A 17,539-nucleotide genomic window follows, 5' to 3' on the forward strand; every position below is an offset into this window, starting at 1 on the left:
GCCACAATCACCGACGTGCTATTCCGCAATGTCGCCATCGTCGCCCACGTCGACCACGGCAAAACCACACTGGTAGACGCCATGCTGCGGCAATCCGGCGCGCTGACCCATCGCGGCGACGACGCGGTGGAGCGGCTCATGGACTCGGGTGACCTGGAGAAGGAAAAGGGCATCACGATCCTGGCCAAGAACACCGCCGTGCACCGCAAGAATCCGGACGGGTCCATCACGGTGATCAACGTGATCGACACCCCGGGACACGCCGACTTCGGCGGTGAGGTCGAGCGCGGGCTGTCCATGGTGGACGGGGTGCTGCTGCTGGTCGATGCCTCCGAGGGCCCGCTGCCGCAGACCCGGTTTGTGCTGCGCAAGGCTTTGGCGGCGCACCTCCCGGTGATTCTGGTCGTCAACAAGACCGATCGGCCCGACGCCCGGATAGCCGAGGTCGTCTCCGACAGCCATGACCTGCTGCTCGACGTCGCCTCCGACCTCGATGACGAGGCGCAGAAGGCCGCAGAGGACGCGCTCGGACTCCCGACGCTGTACGCGTCGGGGCGTGCCGGCATCGCCAGCACCACCGAACCTGCCAACGGTGAGAACCCTGAGGGCACCAACCTCGACCCACTCTTCGACGTGCTGCTCGACCACATCCCGCCGCCGCAGGGCGACCCGGAGGCGCCGCTGCAGGCGCTCGTCACCAACCTCGACGCGTCCGCGTTCCTCGGCCGCCTGGCGCTGATCCGCATTTACAAGGGTCGGATCCGCAAGGGCCAGCAGGTCGCCTGGATGCGGGAGGTCGACGGCCATCCCGTCATCTCCACCGCGAAGATCACCGAACTGCTCGTCACCGAAGGTGTCGAACGGACCTCGACCGACGAGGCCGTCGCCGGTGACATCGTCGCGGTCGCCGGCATCCCGGAGATCATGATCGGTGACACGCTGGCCGACCAGGACCACGCGCACGCGCTGCCGCGCATCACGGTCGACGAGCCCGCGATCTCGGTGACGGTCGGCACCAACACCTCACCGCTGGCCGGCAAGGTGTCGGGTCACAAGCTGACGGCGCGAATGGTCAAGTCCCGCTTGGATTCCGAGCTGGTCGGCAACGTGTCCATCAAGGTCGTCGACATCGGCCGACCGGACGCGTGGGAGGTGCAGGGCCGCGGCGAGCTCGCGCTGGCCGTGCTCGTCGAGCAGATGCGGCGCGAAGGCTTCGAGCTGACCGTGGGCAAGCCGCAGGTGGTCACCAGGACCGTCGACGGCAAGCTGCACGAGCCCTTCGAGGCCATGACGATCGACTGTCCCGAGGAGTTCGTCGGCGCGATCACCCAGTTGATGGCCGCCCGCAAGGGCCGCATGGAGGAGATGACCAACCACGCGGCCGGGTGGGTGCGGATGGACTTCATCGTGCCCAGCCGTGGCCTGATCGGCTTCCGCACCGACTTCCTGACGCTGACCCGCGGCACCGGCATCGCGAACGCGGTGTTCGACGGCTACCGGCCGTGGGCCGGCGAGATCCGGGCCCGCCACACCGGTTCGCTGGTGTCCGACCGCTCCGGTCAGATCACCCCGTTCGCGATGATCCAGCTCGCCGACCGCGGGCAGTTCTTCGTCGAGCCCGGGCAGGACACCTACGAGGGACAGGTCGTCGGCATCAACCCGCGCGCCGAGGACCTCGATATCAACATCACCCGCGAGAAGAAGCTGACCAACATGCGGTCGTCCACCGCCGATGTGATGGAGACGCTGGCCCGGCCGCTGGAACTGGGCCTCGAGCAGGCGATGGAGTTCTGCGCCGAGGACGAGTGCGTCGAGGTGACCCCGGAGATCGTGCGGGTGCGCAAGCTCGAGCTGGACGCCACCTTGCGGGCGCGCAGCAAGGCGCGGGCAAAGGCTCGGGGCTAGCTTGGTGTTGCCCTTCGCCCGAAGCGTTCAGAAAGCCGCCGGGCAGGCGGTCGATACCCTGATGCTCGTGCTGCACCGAGCCCGCCACGTTTTGCTGATGGCCGCCGTGCTGCTCGCACTGATGGGCCTGACGCTGGCGGCCTGCACCGTCAGCCCGCCGCCGGCGCCGCAAAGCACCGATACGCCGCACAACACACCGCCGCCGCCGCAGCGGGTCACCCAGATCATCATGGGTATCGACTCGATCGGCGCCGGGTTCAACCCGCATCTGGTGTCCGATCTGTCTCCGGTCAACGCGGCGATCAGTGCGCTGGTGTTGCCGAGCGCATTCCGGCCGGTGCCCGATCCCAACACGCCCACGGGTTCGCGGTGGGAGCTGGACCCCACCCTGCTGGTTTCCGCCGAGGTGACCAACCAGAACCCGTTCACGGTGACCTATAAGATCCGGCCCGAGGCCCAGTGGACCGACAACGCCCCGATCGGCGCCGACGACTTCTGGTACCTGTGGCATCAAATGGTCACGCAACCCGGGGTGGTCGACCCGGCCGGCTATGACCTGATCACCGGTGTGCAGTCGCTCGAGGGCGGCAAGCAGGCCGTCGTCACCTTCGGGCAGTCGTATCCGGCCTGGAAAGAACTGTTCAACGATCTGCTGCCGGCGCACATCGTCAAGGACGTGCCGGGCGGTTTCGCCGCCGGATTGGTCCGGTCGCTGACGGTCACCGGCGGCCAGTTCCGGGTGGAGAACATCGATCCGCAGCGCGACGAGATCCTGATCGCCCGCAACGACCGCTATTGGGGGCCGCCCGCCAAACCCGCCCTGATCCAGTTCCGGCGTGCCGGCGCGCCCGCGGCGCTGGCCGACTCGGTACGCAACGGCGACACTCAAGTGGCCCAGGTGCACGGCGGCTCGGCGTCCTTCGCCCAGCTGTCGGCCATCCCCGACGTGCGGACCGCCCGGATCATGACACCGCGCGTCATGCAGCTCACGCTGCGCGCCAACCAGCCCAAGTTGGCCGACACCCAAGTCCGCAAAGGGATTCTGGGATTGCTCGACGTCGACCTGCTCGCCGCCGTGGGCGCCGGCAGCGACAACACCATCTCGCTGGACCAAGCCCAGATCAGGGCGCCCAGCGACCCCGGCTATGAGCCGACCGCGCCGCCCGCGATGACCAAACAGGCTGCGCTGGCACTGTTTTCGGCGGCCGGGTATCAGGTCGACAACAGCGCGCCGACGCCCGATACCACCACCCCGACGCCGACCACCGGGCCGCCGGAAGTGACCCGCGGCCGGATCAGCAAGGACGGCAAGCAGCTGTCGCTGGTGATCGGCGTGGCGGCCAACGACGCGACCTCGGTGGCGGTGGCCAACACCGCCGCCGACCAGTTGCGCAACGTCGGCATCGCCGCATCGGTGTCGGCGCTGGACCCGGTGACGCTGTACCGCGACGCGCTGACCAACAACCAGGTCGACGCGATCGTCGGCTGGCATCAGGCCGGCGGAAACCTGGCGACGCTGCTGGCATCGCGCTACGGTTGCCCCGCCCTGGAGTCCACGGCGGTACCGACCGCCCCCGCGCCGCCGACGACCACGCCCGTCGCCTCGACCTCACCCGCCCCGGCCACCACCGCTCCGACCGCGCCGAGTCGCCCGCCCGAGCCCGGCGCGCTGGTGCAGGCGCCGTCGAACCTCACCGGGATCTGCGATCGCAGCCTTCAATCCAACATCGACGGCGCGCTCAACGGCACCAAGAGCATCAACGACGTGATCACCGCGGTGGAACCCCGGCTGTGGAACATGTCGACGGTATTGCCGATCCTGCAGGACACCACGATCGTCGGGGCGGGCCCGAGCGTGCAAAACGTCAGCCTCTCGGGCGCCGTACCGGTCGGCATCGTCGGCGACGCCGGTCAATGGGTGAAAACCGGGCCCTAGCCGCCTGATCAGTCGTCCGAGGACGCCGAGGCGCGGGGCGGGATCACGGTATCGACGATCAGCGCCAGCTCGCGCCGATTCGGTGGTTCGCCGGTGAGCAGGAAGTGATGATTGATCAGGGCGGGCCCGATGCGCGCGGTCAGCGGGGTCAGCGTGGCCGGATCGATGTCGCCGGCCTCGACGGCGGTTTGCAGGATCGAGTCGACGATCTTGAGCCGCGGGCCCACCACCGCGTCGGCGAAGATGGCGCGCATCTCGGGTTCGTGCAGCAGCTGGTGAATGATGTCCAGGCCGGGAAAAGCCGTCTTGCCGGCCAGCACGTCGCGATGCGCGGTGAACACCGTCAGCAGGGTGTCGCGCGCCGACCGGCCGGATCGTGGTTCGGGCAGCGACGGCAGCGCGAAGACCAGCGCGGCGTGCACCAGGTCGTGCTTGCTGCACCAGCGGCGGTACAGCGCGGCCTTGCCGGTCTGAGCGCGGGCGGCGATGCCTTCCATCGTCAGGCCGCCGTATCCGACCTCGGCCAGCTCGGCCAGCGTCGCCTCGTAGAGCGCACGCTCGAGCACCTCGCCGCGCCGACGGCTGCGGATGCCATGCGACGCTGTTTCGGTGGCTTGCGGCATTTCTCGATAGTAGCCGTCGGCGTTCCTATTTGGCGCGCCTTGGTCCTGCACAACGACCGAGATTACCGGGTCGGCGGCGGGTAGGGTGCGTCCATGCCCGAGAGTCCGCGGCTGTTGTTCGTCCACGCACATCCCGACGACGAGAGTCTGAGCAACGGCGCCACCATCGCGCACTACGCCGCGCAAGGGGCCCAGGTGAACGTCGTGACCTGCACGCTGGGCGAAGAGGGCGAGGTCATCGGGGACCGCTGGGCCGAGCTCGCGTTCGATCGCGCCGACCAACTCGGCGGCTACCGCATCGGCGAACTCACCGCGGCATTGCAGGCGTTGGGCATCGGTGCACCCATCTATCTCGGCGGCGCGGGACGCTGGCGCGACTCCGGAATGGAAGGCACCGAGAAGCGCCGCCGCGAGCGCTTCATCGACGCCGACGAACGCGAGGCCGTCGGGGCGCTGGTCGACATCATTCGCCGGCTGCGCCCGCACGTCGTCGTCACCTACGACCCCAACGGCGGATACGGGCATCCCGACCACATCCGGGCCCACACCGTCACCACCGCCGCGGTCGCGGCGGCTGGGCCCGGGGGCAACGACTACCCCGGCGAGCCGTGGGAGGTGCCGAAGTTCTACTGGACGGTGCTCGCGGTCAATGCGTTCCTGGCCGGCTGGCACGCCCTGGGTCCCGACGACTTCCTGCCCGGCTGGACGGTCCCGCCGCAAGAGGAATTCGACTTCGGGTTCTCCGACGATGCCATCGACGCCGTCGTGGCGACTGGACCGGATGCGTTGGCCGCCAAGGTGGCAGCGCTCGCCGCGCACGCCACGCAGGTGATCGTCGGCCCGACCGGGCGGGCCTGCGCCCTGTCGAACAACATGGCACTGCCGATTATCGGCGACGAGCACTACGTTCTGGTGGCCGGCACCGCCGGGGATCGCGACGAGCGGGGCTGGGAAACCGATCTGCTCGCGGGACTGGATCTCGGCGGGTCCGCTACGCGGTAGGCTGCCAATCAGGCAGCCACGGAAGGAATCGCATGGACCCCGACCTGGACCCTAACCTGCAGCATTGGCAGGACCGGCTGGACAGTTTGCAGTGGGTTATCGGCTCGATCATGTCGAACGTCGACAGCGTCCCGACCTGACCGAAACCAAGCCCCGCGCCGCGGCCGTCGAGGATGCCGGCGCGACAGACCCCGCTATTCGTGTCGTGGTGTTGGCGCTCTTGGCCGTCGATGGGGTCTTATCCGCACTCGCCGGGGCGCTGCTGCTGCCTTTCTATATCGGCACGATTCCGTTTCCGATCAGCGGATTGATCAGTGGTCTGGTCAACGCGGCCCTGGTCTGGGCCGCCGGCCGGTGGACCCGATCGGCGCGGGTGGCGGCGCTACCGCTGTGGACGTGGTTGCTGACGGTGGCCGTGATCAGCATGGGCGGTCCCGCCGACGACATCATCTTGGGAGGTAGCGGGCTGATGGCTTACGGCGCTCTGTTGTTGATCGTGCTGGGGGTGACACCGCCGGTGCTGGTGTTGTGGCGGCGCGGCCACCACTACGGCTGACGCATTCCGGCCTGGCGCTAATGTTGCGCGTATGGCACCCGATATGGTGGCCGAAATTTCGATGTTGGGACGCGCGGATGAAATTCGATCGTGGGGAAGTTACACCAAGGTGCCGCTGACTCCGGGCGAGGAGCCCACCGCCCTGCCTAATCCCGTCGTTCCGCCGAAGGTCAGCGCGTCCGCACTGCGGCGTGTACTGCGCCGGGCGCGCGACGGTGTGGCCCTCAACATCGACGAGGCCGCCGTGGCGATGACCGCCCGCGGTGCCGACCTCGCCGACTTGTGTGCGAGCGCGGCGCGGGTGCGTGACGCGGGTCTGGAGTCCGCGGGCAGACACGGCCCCGACGGTCGGCTGCCGATCACCTATTCGCGCAAGGTGTTCATCCCCATCACTCATCTGTGCCGGGACAACTGCCACTACTGCACGTTTGTCACGGTGCCGGGCAAACTTCGCGCCCAGGGTGCCGGGATGTATCTGGAGCCCGACGAGATCCTCGACATCGCCCGGCGCGGTGCCGAACTCGGTTGCAAGGAAGCACTATTCACCCTCGGCGACCGGCCGGAGGACCGGTGGCCCGAGGCCCGCGAGTGGCTCGATGAGCGCGGCTACAACTCGACGTTGTCCTATGTGCGCGCGATGGCGATCCGCGTGCTGGAGGAAACCGGGCTGTTGCCGCACCTGAATCCGGGCGTGATGAGCTGGTCGGAGATGTCGCTGCTGAAGCCGGTGGCGCCGTCGATGGGCATGATGCTCGAGACGACGTCGCGTCGGCTTTTCGAAACGAAAGGGCTTGCGCACTATGGCAGCCCGGACAAAGACCCGGCGGTGCGGCTGCGGACGCTGACCGACGCGGGTCGGTTGTCGATTCCGTTCACCACCGGCCTGCTGGTCGGCATCGGGGAGACGCTGGTCGAACGTGCCGACACCTTGCATGCGATTCGCAAGTCGCACAAGGAGTTCGGCCATGTCCAAGAAGTGATCGTGCAGAATTTCCGGGCCAAGCAACACACCGCGATGGCCGGGGTTCCCGACGCCGGCATCGACGATTACCTGGCGACGATCGCGGTGGCACGCTTGGTGCTCGGGCCCGGCATGCGTATCCAGGCGCCGCCGAATCTGGTGTCCCGCGAGGAGTGCCTGGCGCTGGTCGGCGCGGGCGTCGACGACTGGGGCGGCGTTTCACCGCTGACGCCCGACCACGTCAACCCGGAACGGCCCTGGCCCGCTCTGGATGAGCTGGCCGCCGTGACCGCCGAAGCGGGATTCGACTTGGTCCAGCGGTTGACCGCGCAGCCCAAATACGTGCAGGCGGGCGCCGCCTGGATCGACCCGCGGGTGTCCGGGCATGTTGCGGCACTGGCCGATCCGGCGACCGGCCTGGCTCGCGACGTCAACCCCGTCGGCATGCCGTGGCAGGAGCCCGACGAGGCACAGTCGAGCGGGCGCGTCGATCTCAACGCCGCGATCGACACCGAGGGGCGTAACAGCGAAGCGCGTAGTGATCTCGACAGTGCGTTCGGGGACTGGGAGTCGATCCGTGCGCACGTGCACGAGCTTTCCGCCGCGGCCCCCGAGCGCATCGACACCGACGTGCTGGCCGCGCTGCGATCGGCCGAACGCAACCCTGCCGGCTGCACCGACGACGAGTACTTGGCGTTGGCCACGGCCGACGGTCCGGCGCTGGAAGCGGTTGCTGCGCTGGCGGATTCGTTGCGCCGTGACACCGTCGGTGATGACGTGACGTTCGTGGTGAACCGCAACATCAACTTCACCAACATCTGCTACACCGGTTGCCGGTTCTGTGCTTTCGCGCAGCGCAAGGGCGACGCCGACGCGTATTCGCTGTCGGCGGCCGAGGTCGCCGATCGCGCCTGGGAGGCGCACGTCGAAGGCGCGACCGAGGTGTGCATGCAGGGCGGGATCGACCCCGAGCTGCCGGTCACCGGCTACGCCGACCTGGTGCGCGCCGTCAAAGCCCGGGTCCCGTCGATGCACGTGCACGCGTTCTCCCCGATGGAGATCGCCAACGGGGTGACCAAGAGCGGGTTGAGCGTTCGCGAGTGGCTGATCAGCCTGCGCGAAGCCGGGCTGGGAACCATCCCGGGCACCGCCGCTGAGATCCTCGACGACGAAGTGCGCTGGGTGCTCACCAAGGGCAAGTTGCCCACGTCGATGTGGATCGACATCGTCAGCACCGCGCATGAGGTGGGTCTGCGGTCGTCGTCGACGATGATGTACGGACACGTCGACAGTCCCCGGCATTGGGTCGGCCACCTCAACGTGTTGCGCGAAATCCAGGACCGCACCGGCGGTTTCACCGAGTTCGTGCCGTTGCCGTTCGTGCATCAGAGTTCGCCGTTGTATCTGGCCGGCGCGGCCCGTCCGGGGCCTACCCATCGCGACAATCGGGCGGTACACGCGTTGGCGCGAATCATGTTGCACGGGCGCATTTCCCAGATTCAGACCAGCTGGGTCAAGCTCGGTACCGAGCGCACCCAGGTGATGCTCAACGGCGGTGCCAACGACCTGGGCGGCACGCTGATGGAGGAGACCATCTCGCGGATGGCCGGCTCCGAGTACGGGTCGGCGAAGACGGCGGCCGAGCTGGCCGCGATCGCCCACGGCATTGGCCGCCCGGCGCGCCAGCGCACCACCGACTACAGCCCGCTGGCCGCGTAACCGAGGTTGTTTGTCAGAGGCCTCGGGTATAGCCGAGGCCGTGCAGCGAGTCATCGACGCCGAACGATTCCCGGAATGGCAGCCCTTCGTCGACGCGGTGCGCCAGCGTCGCCCCGATACCGGTACCTGGTGTGAAGCCTGGACCGTGCGCGACATCGTGATCCATCAAGCCGGCAACGCCGAGGAACTCGCCCGGGTGCTGGGCGCACACCTGGGCGGCGAACCCGTCGGCACGCGCGGCTTCGAGGAGCGAGAGGGCCCGCTGCGCGATCTCGACGACGCGGACCTGTGGGACGCGCTGCTCGATCGGATGGCCACCCTGAACGACGTCGCCGCCGCGGCCGACGAGGTCTCCCCGGACACCGACGTCGCCTGGACCGGACGCACGATGAAGGTGCCCTGGTTCGCCGAGCACATGCGCGAGGAGCTGGTCCTGCACGGCTGGGACATCACCGGTGACGACGAGGCCGCCCGGGCGCGGTTGGCCGAGCCGTGGATGACGACGCACAGCGTCCTTGCGGTGGGGCGACCGCTGCTGGCCAAGGGGGTCAAGCAGCTGCGGGCGGGCGAGCGGATCGCCGCCCGGTTGCGCGTTGCCGGCGCCGACGACGTCGTGCTGGATGCGCAGGCCGACCACACCACGATTGGGTTCGCCGAACCCGAGGGGCCGGCCACACTGGAAACCGATGCCGCCGCGCGCGTGTTGCTGCTGTGGGGGCGTCGCCCCGCCGATCCAGCGCGGATCCGCAGCAGCGTCGGCCCGGAAACCCTGGGCCGACTGCGGCTACTGCTTAGCGGTTACTGAACCGGCCGAGGCTCAGTAGTTGTTACAGACGACCGCGACTTGCTGGATCGTGTTGAAGTACTTCGCGGCCGCCGGCATGCCCTGGATCTGCGCAGCCATCTGCTGGCGCTTCGGCGGCGGGGCGGCGAGGAACTGCCGGATGTAGTTCTGCGCGAACGGAGAACTGTTCAATTCCTGGGCAGTAGCCGGATCGTTCGCGTTCAGCGCGGCCATCACCTGCCCGTAGTTGCAGGTCGTGTTGATGATCGGATCCAGCGGGTCTGCCGAAGCAACCCCCGCCGCGGCGCTGAGCGCCACTGCCGCAGCACCGACCGCGGCTGCCAGTTTGCCTAACGACAGCGTCATCATGCGTGGACACCTTCCCCGGATCTATGAAGCCAACGACGGCTACGTGATCTGCCCTAGCGGCTGCCGTCTCGGACGAGGCTACCAGCCGGTGCGGACGTTCTTTTCTTTCACAGTTATTCGGACGCCCCGCCGGGAATGTAACTATCGGCAGATCACCGTCTGGGTGACGTTCGTCACACGCAGGAAATCGTCTGGCGGATTACCGGTTGGCGATCTCGCCGACACGTTCGAATGGTGAATGCGGCGACCTGCGCGGCTGCGAGACTGACCGTATGAAACCGGGCAATCACCATGGCGTGCCAAGTGGTTGACGTGTATGTGCGACGTCTAGTATCAGTAACCGAAAGCTTTGCTTACCCGGCCGGATGCGCCGCAGCGAGGCAAACAGCAGCCCACACTGAGCAGTACATCGAGAGAACGTTGAGGAGCCGTCCGTGACGTACACGATCGCCCAACCCTGCGTCGACATCAAGGACAAGGCGTGCATCGAAGAATGCCCCGTCGACTGCATTTATGAGGGCGCACGGATGCTGTTCATCCACCCCGACGAATGCGTGGACTGCGGCGCCTGCGAGCCGGTTTGCCCCGTCGAAGCGATCTACTACGAAGACGACGTGCCCGAACAGTGGAGCCAGTACACCCAGATCAACGCCGACTTCTTCGTTGAGCTGGGGTCGCCCGGGGGCGCGGCCAAGGTCGGGATGACCGAGAATGATCCGCAAGCGGTCAAAGATCTGCCGCCGCAGGGCGAAGGAGACTAAGGGGGAGCAGTGGCGCAGGAGCCCAGGGGGGGCCGACCTGCTGTGTCGGCATCTCTGCCGGAGTTTCCCTGGGACACCCTGGCAGAGGCGAAAGCGCTGGCCGGGGCCCATCCGGATGGCATCGTCGACCTGTCTGTCGGGACCCCGGTAGACCCGGTCGCGCCGGTGATCCAAGAGGCGCTGGCGGCGGCTAGCTCCGCGCCCGGGTATCCCGCCACCGCCGGCACCGCCGCGCTGCGCGAATCGGTGGTCACGGCCCTGGGCCGCCGCTTCGGCGTCACCGGGCTCGCCGAGAGGGCCGTGTTGCCCGTGATCGGCACCAAAGAACTCATCGCCTGGCTACCGACCCTGCTGGGGCTTGGCCCCGCGGATGTGGTCGTCGTTCCCGAGCTGGCCTATCCCACCTATGACGTCGGCGCCAAGCTGGCCGGCGCGCAGGTGGTCCGCGCGGACTCGCTCACCCAGCTGGGGCCGCTATCGCCGGCCCTGGTCTACCTCAACTCGCCGAGCAACCCGACCGGGCGCGTGCTGGGCCTCGACCATCTGCGCAAGGTCATCGGGTGGGCACGGGAACGCGGTGTCGTGGTGGCTTCCGACGAGTGCTACCTGGGTCTGGGCTGGGAAGCCGAGCCGCTGTCGGTGTTGCATCCCGCGGTCTGCGACGGTGACCACACCGGATTGCTGGCCGTGCACTCTTTGTCGAAGAGCTCGTCGCTGGCGGGGTACCGGGCCGGCTTTGTCGCCGGTGATCCCGGCCTGGTCGCCGAGCTGCTGGCGGTGCGCAAGCACGCCGGAATGATCGTGCCGACACCGGTGCAGTCCGCCATGGTGGCAGCGCTCGACGACGACGACCACGAGAAGGTGCAGCGCGAGTGCTACGCCCGGCGGCGCGCCATCCTCGCGCCGGCGCTACGGGCGGCGGGTTTCGTCATCGACGATTCCGAAGCCGGGCTGTATCTGTGGGCAACCCGCAATGAGCCGTCCCGCGACAGCCTCGGGTGGTTGGCGGCCCGGGGCATCCTGGTGGCGCCGGGCGTGTTCTACGGCCCGCGCGGCGGGCAGCATGTCCGCGTCGCCCTGACCGCCACCGACGAGCGCATCGAAGCCGCCGTGCAGCGGCTTACCGCATAGCCCGCGCGCTGATTGAGCGAAATCGGGCATCGGTCTGCCGCCAATCAGGCGAACCGGCAGAATGCATCGAAGGCATTACCCAACCGCTCGCTCTCGGGTAAGGAATGTTCTCGTGACAACTTCGGCTAGCAAACTGCGCCTCCCGCTGTCGGTCCAGGACATCGCTAAGCGCATCTTTCTGGGAAAGCCGCTTATCACCGAGGAACTGGCAGGCGAAAAGCTGTCGAATCCGGTTGCACTGGGCGCGCTTTCACCCGACGCGATCTCGTCGACCGCCTATGGCCCCGAGCAGATTCTGATCGAACTGCTGCCGGCCGCGGGCCTGGCGGCGTTTGCCCTCTTGCTTCCCATCACCGGCGTCATTCTGCTGATCCTGGTGCTGGTGACCGCGTCCTATCGGCAGGTCGTCATGGCCTACACCCGCGCGGGCGGGTCCTACATCGTGGCGCGGGAGAATTTCGGGCCGCGGGTCGCTCAGGTCGCGGCCGCGGCGTTGTTGATCGACTATGTGGTGACGGTCGCGGTGCAGGCGGCGGCCGGGACCGTGGCGGTGGTGTCGGCCATCCCGTCGCTGGGGCCGCACAGCCTGCAAATCACGGTCGCCGTGGTGCTGCTCATCTGCTTCTTGAACCTGCGCGGGTTGAAGGAAGCGGGATGGCAGTTCGCGTTCGCCACCTACTTCTTCATCATCATGGTCGGCCTGACGATCGTGGTTGGCGTCACGCGGGTGTTGATGGGTGATTTGCCGGTCTACGACCCGACCCAGATGCCCGGAACGGTGCCGGTTCACAAGGCCGACGGCTTGGTGATGGGCGCGACGATCCTGACTCTGCTGCGCTCCTTCGCCAACGGTGGTTCGTCGCTGACCGGCGTCGAGGCGATCTCCAACACCGTCGACCTCTTTCGAAAGCCGCAGGGCCGCAACGCACGTCGGGTCCTCACCGCGATGGCGACCGTGCTGGGATTCTTGCTCGCCGGTGTCGCCTATCTCGCCTTTGCCACGCACGCGACGCCGTACGAGAGTGAATACCCGTCGGTGCTGTCCCAGATAGCCCGCGCGGTCTTCGGTGGCGGCACGGTCGGCGACATCTTCTACATCCTGGTCCAGACGGCGACGGCCGCCATTCTGTTCACCGGTGCGAACACCAGTTTCAACGGCTTCCCGGCGCTGGCCAGCTTCGTCGCCGAGGATCGCTTCCTGCCCCGCCAGTTGATGAAACGCGGTCACCGCCTGGTGTTTTCGAATGGCATTATCGCGCTCACCGCATTGTCGGTGGTGCTGCTGGCGGTGACCGGCGGCTCGGTCAACGCGCTGGTGCCGTTCTACGCGATCGGTGTGTTCACCGGGTTTTCGATGGCCGGCTACGGCATGACCAAACACCATCTGACCCATCGCGAGCAGGGTTGGCGAACCCGGTTGGTGATCAACCTTTCCGCCGGAATCCTGTCCACGGTCGTGGTCGCCATCTTCGCGGTGGCGAAGTTCACCGAGGGCGCCTGGCTGGTCGTCATCGTCTTCCCGGTGCTGGTGTTCATCCTGATGCGGCTGAATCAGGAATATCGCGCCGAGGCCGCAATTCTCGAGATGTTCCGCACCGACCGGCCCGATTTGGTGAAGTACGCGCGGCACAAAGTTTTCGTGTTCGTGAACTCGGTCGACCTCGCGGTGATCGAGGCGCTGCGCTACGGCAAGGGATTACGGGCCGACGAAATGATCGCGGTGCATTTCATGGTCGACGCGGCCTACGCGGCGCAAATACGAAAGCGCTGGGATCACTTCGAACTCGACACCCGGCTGCGGGTGGTGGACTGCCCGGACCGGCGGATCATCCGCGCCGCGCAACTGTTCATCGCCAAGGCGATTGACGAACAACGGAATACCAATGTGACGGCGCTGCTGCCACGCCGCACCTATAACCCGTTGGTGGGACGGCTCCTGCACGACCGCACCGCCGACAAAATCGCCCGGGCGGTCAGCATGATCCCGGACGCCGCGGCGACGATCGTTCCGTACGACGTCCAAACGCGGATCGAGGAGGCGTACCCGGAACGTGTCGAGCAACGAATCGCGCACGAATTCGAGAAGTTCGGCGAGTGGGTTACCCGCGGCGAGGATCAGGACGTCGAAGCCTACGAGCATCCCGACCCGTCGCGGTCGGTGATCACCGTCGCGAGCTTGATTCCCGGGCGCCGCGCCACCTTCGAAGGGCGCGTCGGCGAGGTGGAGGACAGCAGCAAAGGCAGGCGCACCATTAGGTCGATCGTCGTCGGCGACCACAGCGGCGAGATCACCGTGGTCTTCCCGTCCGGGCATGGGGGAGCCGACATCCAGCCCGGCCAGCTGTTGCGAATCACCGGCAAGCCCAAGCAGGGCGGCAACCGGCCGATGTCGATGGTCGATCCGATGTACCACATCGTGGAGGACCCGGCGCAGGCCGGCAGGCCCGGGGCATCGGAGACCAGCAAGACCTGAGCATTAACGTGGTGGCGGCATAACCGCCGTTGCACGGAAAGGACCGCAGTGAAGCGACTGCGCGCCATATTGGCGTCCATTGTGAGCCTCACATTCACCGCCAACGGTTATCGGCCGTTGAGCAAGGGCGGATACGGCTCGGCGTTCGCATTCGCCTACGGCGTATTCGCCTCCGAGCTGCCGATGCCGATGCTCGGGGTCCAATTCACGACGCTGGCCGCGCTGTCCCACCGGCTGCCTGCGCGGACCCGGCGGGTCAGCTGGCTGCTGACGGCGGTGTCCGCGCTGGGCCTGCTGGGGTTGCGCCATTTCGGGCACCGGGCCAACGAACCGCTGACGGCCGCGCTGGATGCCGGACTGGGAACCGAGCGCCGGACCGAGTCGGGCGACTTGTGGAAACGCCCCGCGCCCGGCGGGGCCACCGCGAAGAAACCCGGCGCGGCACGAATGCTGCGGGTCTACCGCGACTACGCGCACGACGGCGACATCAGTTACGGGGAGTTCGGCTCGCGCAACTATCTCGACATCTGGCGACGGCCCGACCTCGACCGCAATGGGCGCGCCCCGGTGTTGCTGCAGATCCCCGGCGGCGCCTGGATGGTGGGAAACAAACGCGGACAGGCGCATCCGCTGATGAGTCATCTGGCTGAACTCGGCTGGATTTGCGTGGCGATCAACTACCGGCTGAGCCCGCGCTCGACGTGGCCGGACCAGATCGTCGACGTCAAGCGCGCGATCGCGTGGACGAAGGAACACATCGCCGAATACGGCGGTGACCCGGACTGGATTGCGATTACCGGGGGTTCGGCCGGCGGGCATCTGACTTCGCTGGCCGCCCTGACCCCCAACGATCCACGGTTTCAGCCGGGCTTCGAAGACGCCGACACCCGGGTGGACGTGGCCGTGCCGTTTTACGGCGTCTACGACTTCAACGCGACCGGCACCGCGATACATCCGCTGATGGCGGCGATGGTGGCCAAGAACGTTTTCAAGGTAAGTCGCACCGACATCGCCGAGCCGTTCCGTGCGGCATCTCCGATCGCTCACGTTCGCCAAGATGCCCCACCGTTCTTCGTGCTGCACGGAACCAACGACTCGTTGGTTCCGGTCGAACAAGCCCGCAGTTTTGTGGCGCAGTTGGGCGAGGTCAGCAGCCAGCCAGTCGTCTATGCCGAGTTACCTTGGGCGCAGCACGCATTCGATATTTTCGGCTCGGCGCGCGCGGCGCACGCCGCGGTGGCAGTCGAGCAGTTCCTTGCCGAAATGTATGTGCGCCGCGGTCCGCAGTGCGGGTAGCTGCCCGGGTTAGAGACTTCGCATGCCGATGAACACCAGCACACACCCCGCCGCGGCCAGCAGGCTGGCGACCTCGACGCGCCGGCGCGAGCGGATCCAGATTTGCAGCGTGACCATCCAGGCGCGTGTCTGATCGGGCGCCAGCAGATAGGCCAGCAGCGGGATCTCGACGAGCGCGAACGCCACGACATGGAACATCAGTAGCGCGCTGAACTGCGTCATGGCCGCAGTGCCCGAGGCCACGATGGCGGCCAGCGCCGCCAGATAGTCCACGGACGGCAACGCGATCCCAAGACCGGCCATACCCGCCACCCACAGCGAACGCCCGTGCACCAGTCGCCTGGAAAACCGCCCCAAGCCGTGATGCTCGTGCAGGTCCGACTCGTCGGTGGTGCGCCGTTTGAACGCGCCGACCTTGTCTCTGAGCGCGACCTGTGCCGTCAGCACGATGGCGACCAGCAGCGCCGAACCGCCAATCAGAATCTGAAGTTTCGGCAAACTTACGTGCGGAGAACTCAGCAGTCTGCGTTGCAGTCCGAACACGACGGACAGGCCCACGGTCATGCCCATCGCGAAACCGCCGCACAGGAATGCGAACAGCTGCAGCATCGGCCGGGGGCGGTTCAGCATCAACACCGTCATGCCGATCCGGAACGGCTCGACGCTCATTGCGAAGGCCATGACCAGAAGGGTGATCCACATATCAGGATTCGGCTGCCTCGACGGACGAGTGCTGCATGAGTATTACGTTACCGTCTGGCGCGCGGACCGGCGTGTTGCGCCTCGCGACATGCCCTCGCTAGGTGGTTACGCCCCAATGCAATACACGCGATGTCAGCAGCACGATGCCCAGCGAGACCGTCGCGACAACTGTGAGTCCTATCACAGCCACGACCAGCGGGCGCCAGCCGGTGCGCGCGATTTGCCGGAAGTCGGTGTTGAGTCCGACCCCGGCGAAGGTGAGCAGAAACGCCCATTTCGACACGTTGCCGAGGTTGGCAGTTTGCCCTTTGGTCAGCCAGCCCGCGGTCGCGATCGCCGATACCGCCAGGAAGCCCAGCACGAACTTCGGGAATTTCTGCCAGATGAACGCGGCCTTGGCTTTTGCGCCGGGGGCGATCTCATCGGCCTGTCCGCGTGCGGCCCAGTACAGCGCGAAACCGAGGACGACAAATCCGATCAGCGCGTTGCGGGTCGACTTGACCAGCACCGCGATCTTGCCGGCGTGGTCGGAGAACAGGTAGCCGGTGGCGGTGGTCTCCGCGGTGTTGTCCACGGAAAGGCCCGCCCACAGGCCGAATTCGTGGTCGGTGAGCCCGATCGCGTGTCCCAACGGTGGCAACACGAACAGCGACACCGCGCCCAGCGCCAGGATCGCCGCGATGGCGTAGCTGACGTCGGAGTTGCGGGCACGGATCGCACCTTTGGCCGCGATAATTGCCGACACTCCGCAAATCGACGTGCCAATCGCCAGCAGCGAGCCCAGCTTGCCCGATAGTCTGAAAGCCCGCGCCACGAGGATGATGACGGTTCCCGCGATCGTCATGTCCACCAGAATCTGGACCAGGCTGATCGCGCCCAGCTTGGCGATGTCGCCGAGCACGAAACGCGCTCCCAGCACCACGATCCCGACCTTGAGCCAGAACTCGTAGGTCTGCACACCGGGACGAAATATCCGGTGCAGGCCGATGGTGTTGGTGATCAGCAGCCCAATCACGATGGCCCACAACACGTATTCGATGTCGGGCACCCGCCAGTGTTCGTGCTTGGCCAGCGTGTTCCACCAGATCTGGGCGTATTTGCCCAGCAAGCCGACGCCGATCAGCAGCAAGATCCCCGGCACGTAGTCCAGCGGTTGCCTGCTGGTAAACGTTGGTTCGTCCAGCGTTTCGTCCGGTTCGACGCGCGTGGTACTCACGCGATCACCACGGAATCTTCGGGAGGGCATTGGCCACCGCCAACGCCACGATCACCCCGGCGAGCAGTGTCACCCACCAGTCCACCGATATCGAGCCGACCCGCT

The 17,539-nt window shown here is 66.9% G+C and carries 14 protein-coding genes; 10 read left to right on the forward strand and 4 right to left on the reverse strand.

The window, feature by feature from the left end; genetic code table 11:
• The first annotated feature begins 15 nt into the window (after window positions 1-15).
• Both typA and LMQ14_RS06615 read left to right on the forward strand, forming a co-directional pair.
• Entirely contained in the window at window positions 16-1,905 is a 1,890-nt protein-coding gene (typA, locus tag LMQ14_RS06610) for a translational GTPase TypA (protein ID WP_267733985.1), read from the forward strand.
• 97 nt (window positions 1,906-2,002) lie between these two features.
• Window positions 2,003-3,841 carry an ABC transporter substrate-binding protein gene (locus LMQ14_RS06615; protein ID WP_420714665.1) on the forward strand — a complete coding sequence of 613 codons (1,839 nt, stop codon included), beginning with the start codon at window positions 2,003-2,005 and terminating at the stop codon, window positions 3,839-3,841.
• Between the two features lie 8 nt (window positions 3,842-3,849).
• Here LMQ14_RS06615 and LMQ14_RS06620 read toward each other — a convergent pair whose 3' ends face one another.
• Window positions 3,850-4,464 carry a TetR/AcrR family transcriptional regulator gene (locus LMQ14_RS06620; RefSeq protein ID WP_267733986.1) on the reverse strand — a complete coding sequence of 205 codons (615 nt, stop codon included), beginning with the start codon at window positions 4,462-4,464 and terminating at the stop codon, window positions 3,850-3,852.
• A 93-nt stretch (window positions 4,465-4,557) separates the two neighbouring features.
• On the opposite strand from LMQ14_RS06620, the gene mshB reads away from it, so the two are divergent.
• From mshB to LMQ14_RS06640, 4 genes are all read left to right on the forward strand, one after another.
• Window positions 4,558-5,466, forward strand: a complete 909-nt coding sequence (gene mshB, locus LMQ14_RS06625) for an N-acetyl-1-D-myo-inositol-2-amino-2-deoxy-alpha-D-glucopyranoside deacetylase (RefSeq protein WP_267733987.1) — start codon at window positions 4,558-4,560, stop codon at window positions 5,464-5,466.
• 91 nt (window positions 5,467-5,557) lie between these two features.
• Window positions 5,558-6,022: a hypothetical protein gene (locus tag LMQ14_RS06630; protein WP_267733988.1), complete on the forward strand. Its 465-nt coding sequence runs from the start codon at window positions 5,558-5,560 to the stop codon at window positions 6,020-6,022.
• A 61-nt stretch (window positions 6,023-6,083) separates the two neighbouring features.
• Window positions 6,084-8,702 (forward strand): bifunctional FO biosynthesis protein CofGH, encoded by a 2,619-nt coding sequence (locus LMQ14_RS06635; RefSeq protein ID WP_267735386.1) that lies wholly within the window; start codon window positions 6,084-6,086, stop codon window positions 8,700-8,702.
• A 40-nt stretch (window positions 8,703-8,742) separates the two neighbouring features.
• A complete protein-coding gene (locus LMQ14_RS06640) occupies window positions 8,743-9,507 on the forward strand; it encodes a maleylpyruvate isomerase N-terminal domain-containing protein (RefSeq protein ID WP_267733989.1) in 765 nt (254 codons plus the stop codon).
• A gap of 12 nt (window positions 9,508-9,519) precedes the next feature.
• On the opposite strand, the gene LMQ14_RS06645 is transcribed toward LMQ14_RS06640, so the two are convergent.
• Window positions 9,520-9,852, reverse strand: coding sequence for a hemophore-related protein (locus LMQ14_RS06645; RefSeq protein ID WP_267735387.1), 333 nt, complete (start codon window positions 9,850-9,852; stop codon window positions 9,520-9,522).
• 437 nt (window positions 9,853-10,289) lie between these two features.
• Here LMQ14_RS06645 and fdxA point away from each other — a divergent pair, with 437 nt between their 5' ends.
• The 4 genes from fdxA (at window position 10,290) to LMQ14_RS06665 (ending at window position 15,516) form a co-directional block, all read left to right on the forward strand.
• On the forward strand, window positions 10,290-10,616 hold the full coding sequence (fdxA, locus tag LMQ14_RS06650) for a ferredoxin (RefSeq protein ID WP_025735298.1): 327 nt from the start codon (window positions 10,290-10,292) through the stop codon (window positions 10,614-10,616).
• A gap of 42 nt (window positions 10,617-10,658) precedes the next feature.
• Window positions 10,659-11,747, forward strand: coding sequence for a succinyldiaminopimelate transaminase (gene dapC, locus LMQ14_RS06655; RefSeq protein ID WP_267733990.1), 1,089 nt, complete (start codon window positions 10,659-10,661; stop codon window positions 11,745-11,747).
• A 61-nt stretch (window positions 11,748-11,808) separates the two neighbouring features.
• Window positions 11,809-14,220: an amino acid permease gene (locus tag LMQ14_RS06660; RefSeq protein ID WP_420714620.1), complete on the forward strand. Its 2,412-nt coding sequence runs from the start codon at window positions 11,809-11,811 to the stop codon at window positions 14,218-14,220.
• Window positions 14,221-14,268: 48 nt separating this feature from the next.
• Window positions 14,269-15,516: an alpha/beta hydrolase gene (locus LMQ14_RS06665; RefSeq protein WP_267733992.1), complete on the forward strand. Its 1,248-nt coding sequence runs from the start codon at window positions 14,269-14,271 to the stop codon at window positions 15,514-15,516.
• Between the two features lie 9 nt (window positions 15,517-15,525).
• Here LMQ14_RS06665 and LMQ14_RS06670 read toward each other — a convergent pair whose 3' ends face one another.
• Window positions 15,526-16,218, reverse strand: coding sequence for a GAP family protein (locus LMQ14_RS06670; protein ID WP_267733993.1), 693 nt, complete (start codon window positions 16,216-16,218; stop codon window positions 15,526-15,528).
• A gap of 97 nt (window positions 16,219-16,315) precedes the next feature.
• Window positions 16,316-17,464: a YeiH family protein gene (locus LMQ14_RS06675; RefSeq protein ID WP_267733994.1), complete on the reverse strand. Its 1,149-nt coding sequence runs from the start codon at window positions 17,462-17,464 to the stop codon at window positions 16,316-16,318.
• Window positions 17,465-17,539: the final 75 nt, after the last annotated feature.

It is taken from the genome of Mycobacterium sp. Aquia_213 (assembly GCF_026625985.1).
In the GTDB taxonomy this organism is placed as follows: domain Bacteria; phylum Actinomycetota; class Actinomycetes; order Mycobacteriales; family Mycobacteriaceae; genus Mycobacterium.

Coding starts and splice junctions, on each gene's coding strand:
- LMQ14_RS06615 (WP_420714665.1), top strand. CDS start 2,003: ATGGCCGCCGTGCTGCTCGCACTGATGGGCCTGACGCTGGCGGCCTGC.
- LMQ14_RS06620 (WP_267733986.1), bottom strand. CDS start 4,464: ATGCCGCAAGCCACCGAAACAGCGTCGCATGGCATCCGCAGCCGTCGG.
- mshB (WP_267733987.1), top strand. CDS start 4,558: ATGCCCGAGAGTCCGCGGCTGTTGTTCGTCCACGCACATCCCGACGAC.
- LMQ14_RS06635 (WP_267735386.1), top strand. CDS start 6,084: ATGTTGGGACGCGCGGATGAAATTCGATCGTGGGGAAGTTACACCAAG.
- LMQ14_RS06645 (WP_267735387.1), bottom strand. CDS start 9,852: ATGACGCTGTCGTTAGGCAAACTGGCAGCCGCGGTCGGTGCTGCGGCA.
- LMQ14_RS06660 (WP_420714620.1), top strand. CDS start 11,809: ATGCATCGAAGGCATTACCCAACCGCTCGCTCTCGGGTAAGGAATGTT.
- LMQ14_RS06670 (WP_267733993.1), bottom strand. CDS start 16,218: ATGTGGATCACCCTTCTGGTCATGGCCTTCGCAATGAGCGTCGAGCCG.
- LMQ14_RS06675 (WP_267733994.1), bottom strand. CDS start 17,464: ATGCCCTCCCGAAGATTCCGTGGTGATCGCGTGAGTACCACGCGCGTC.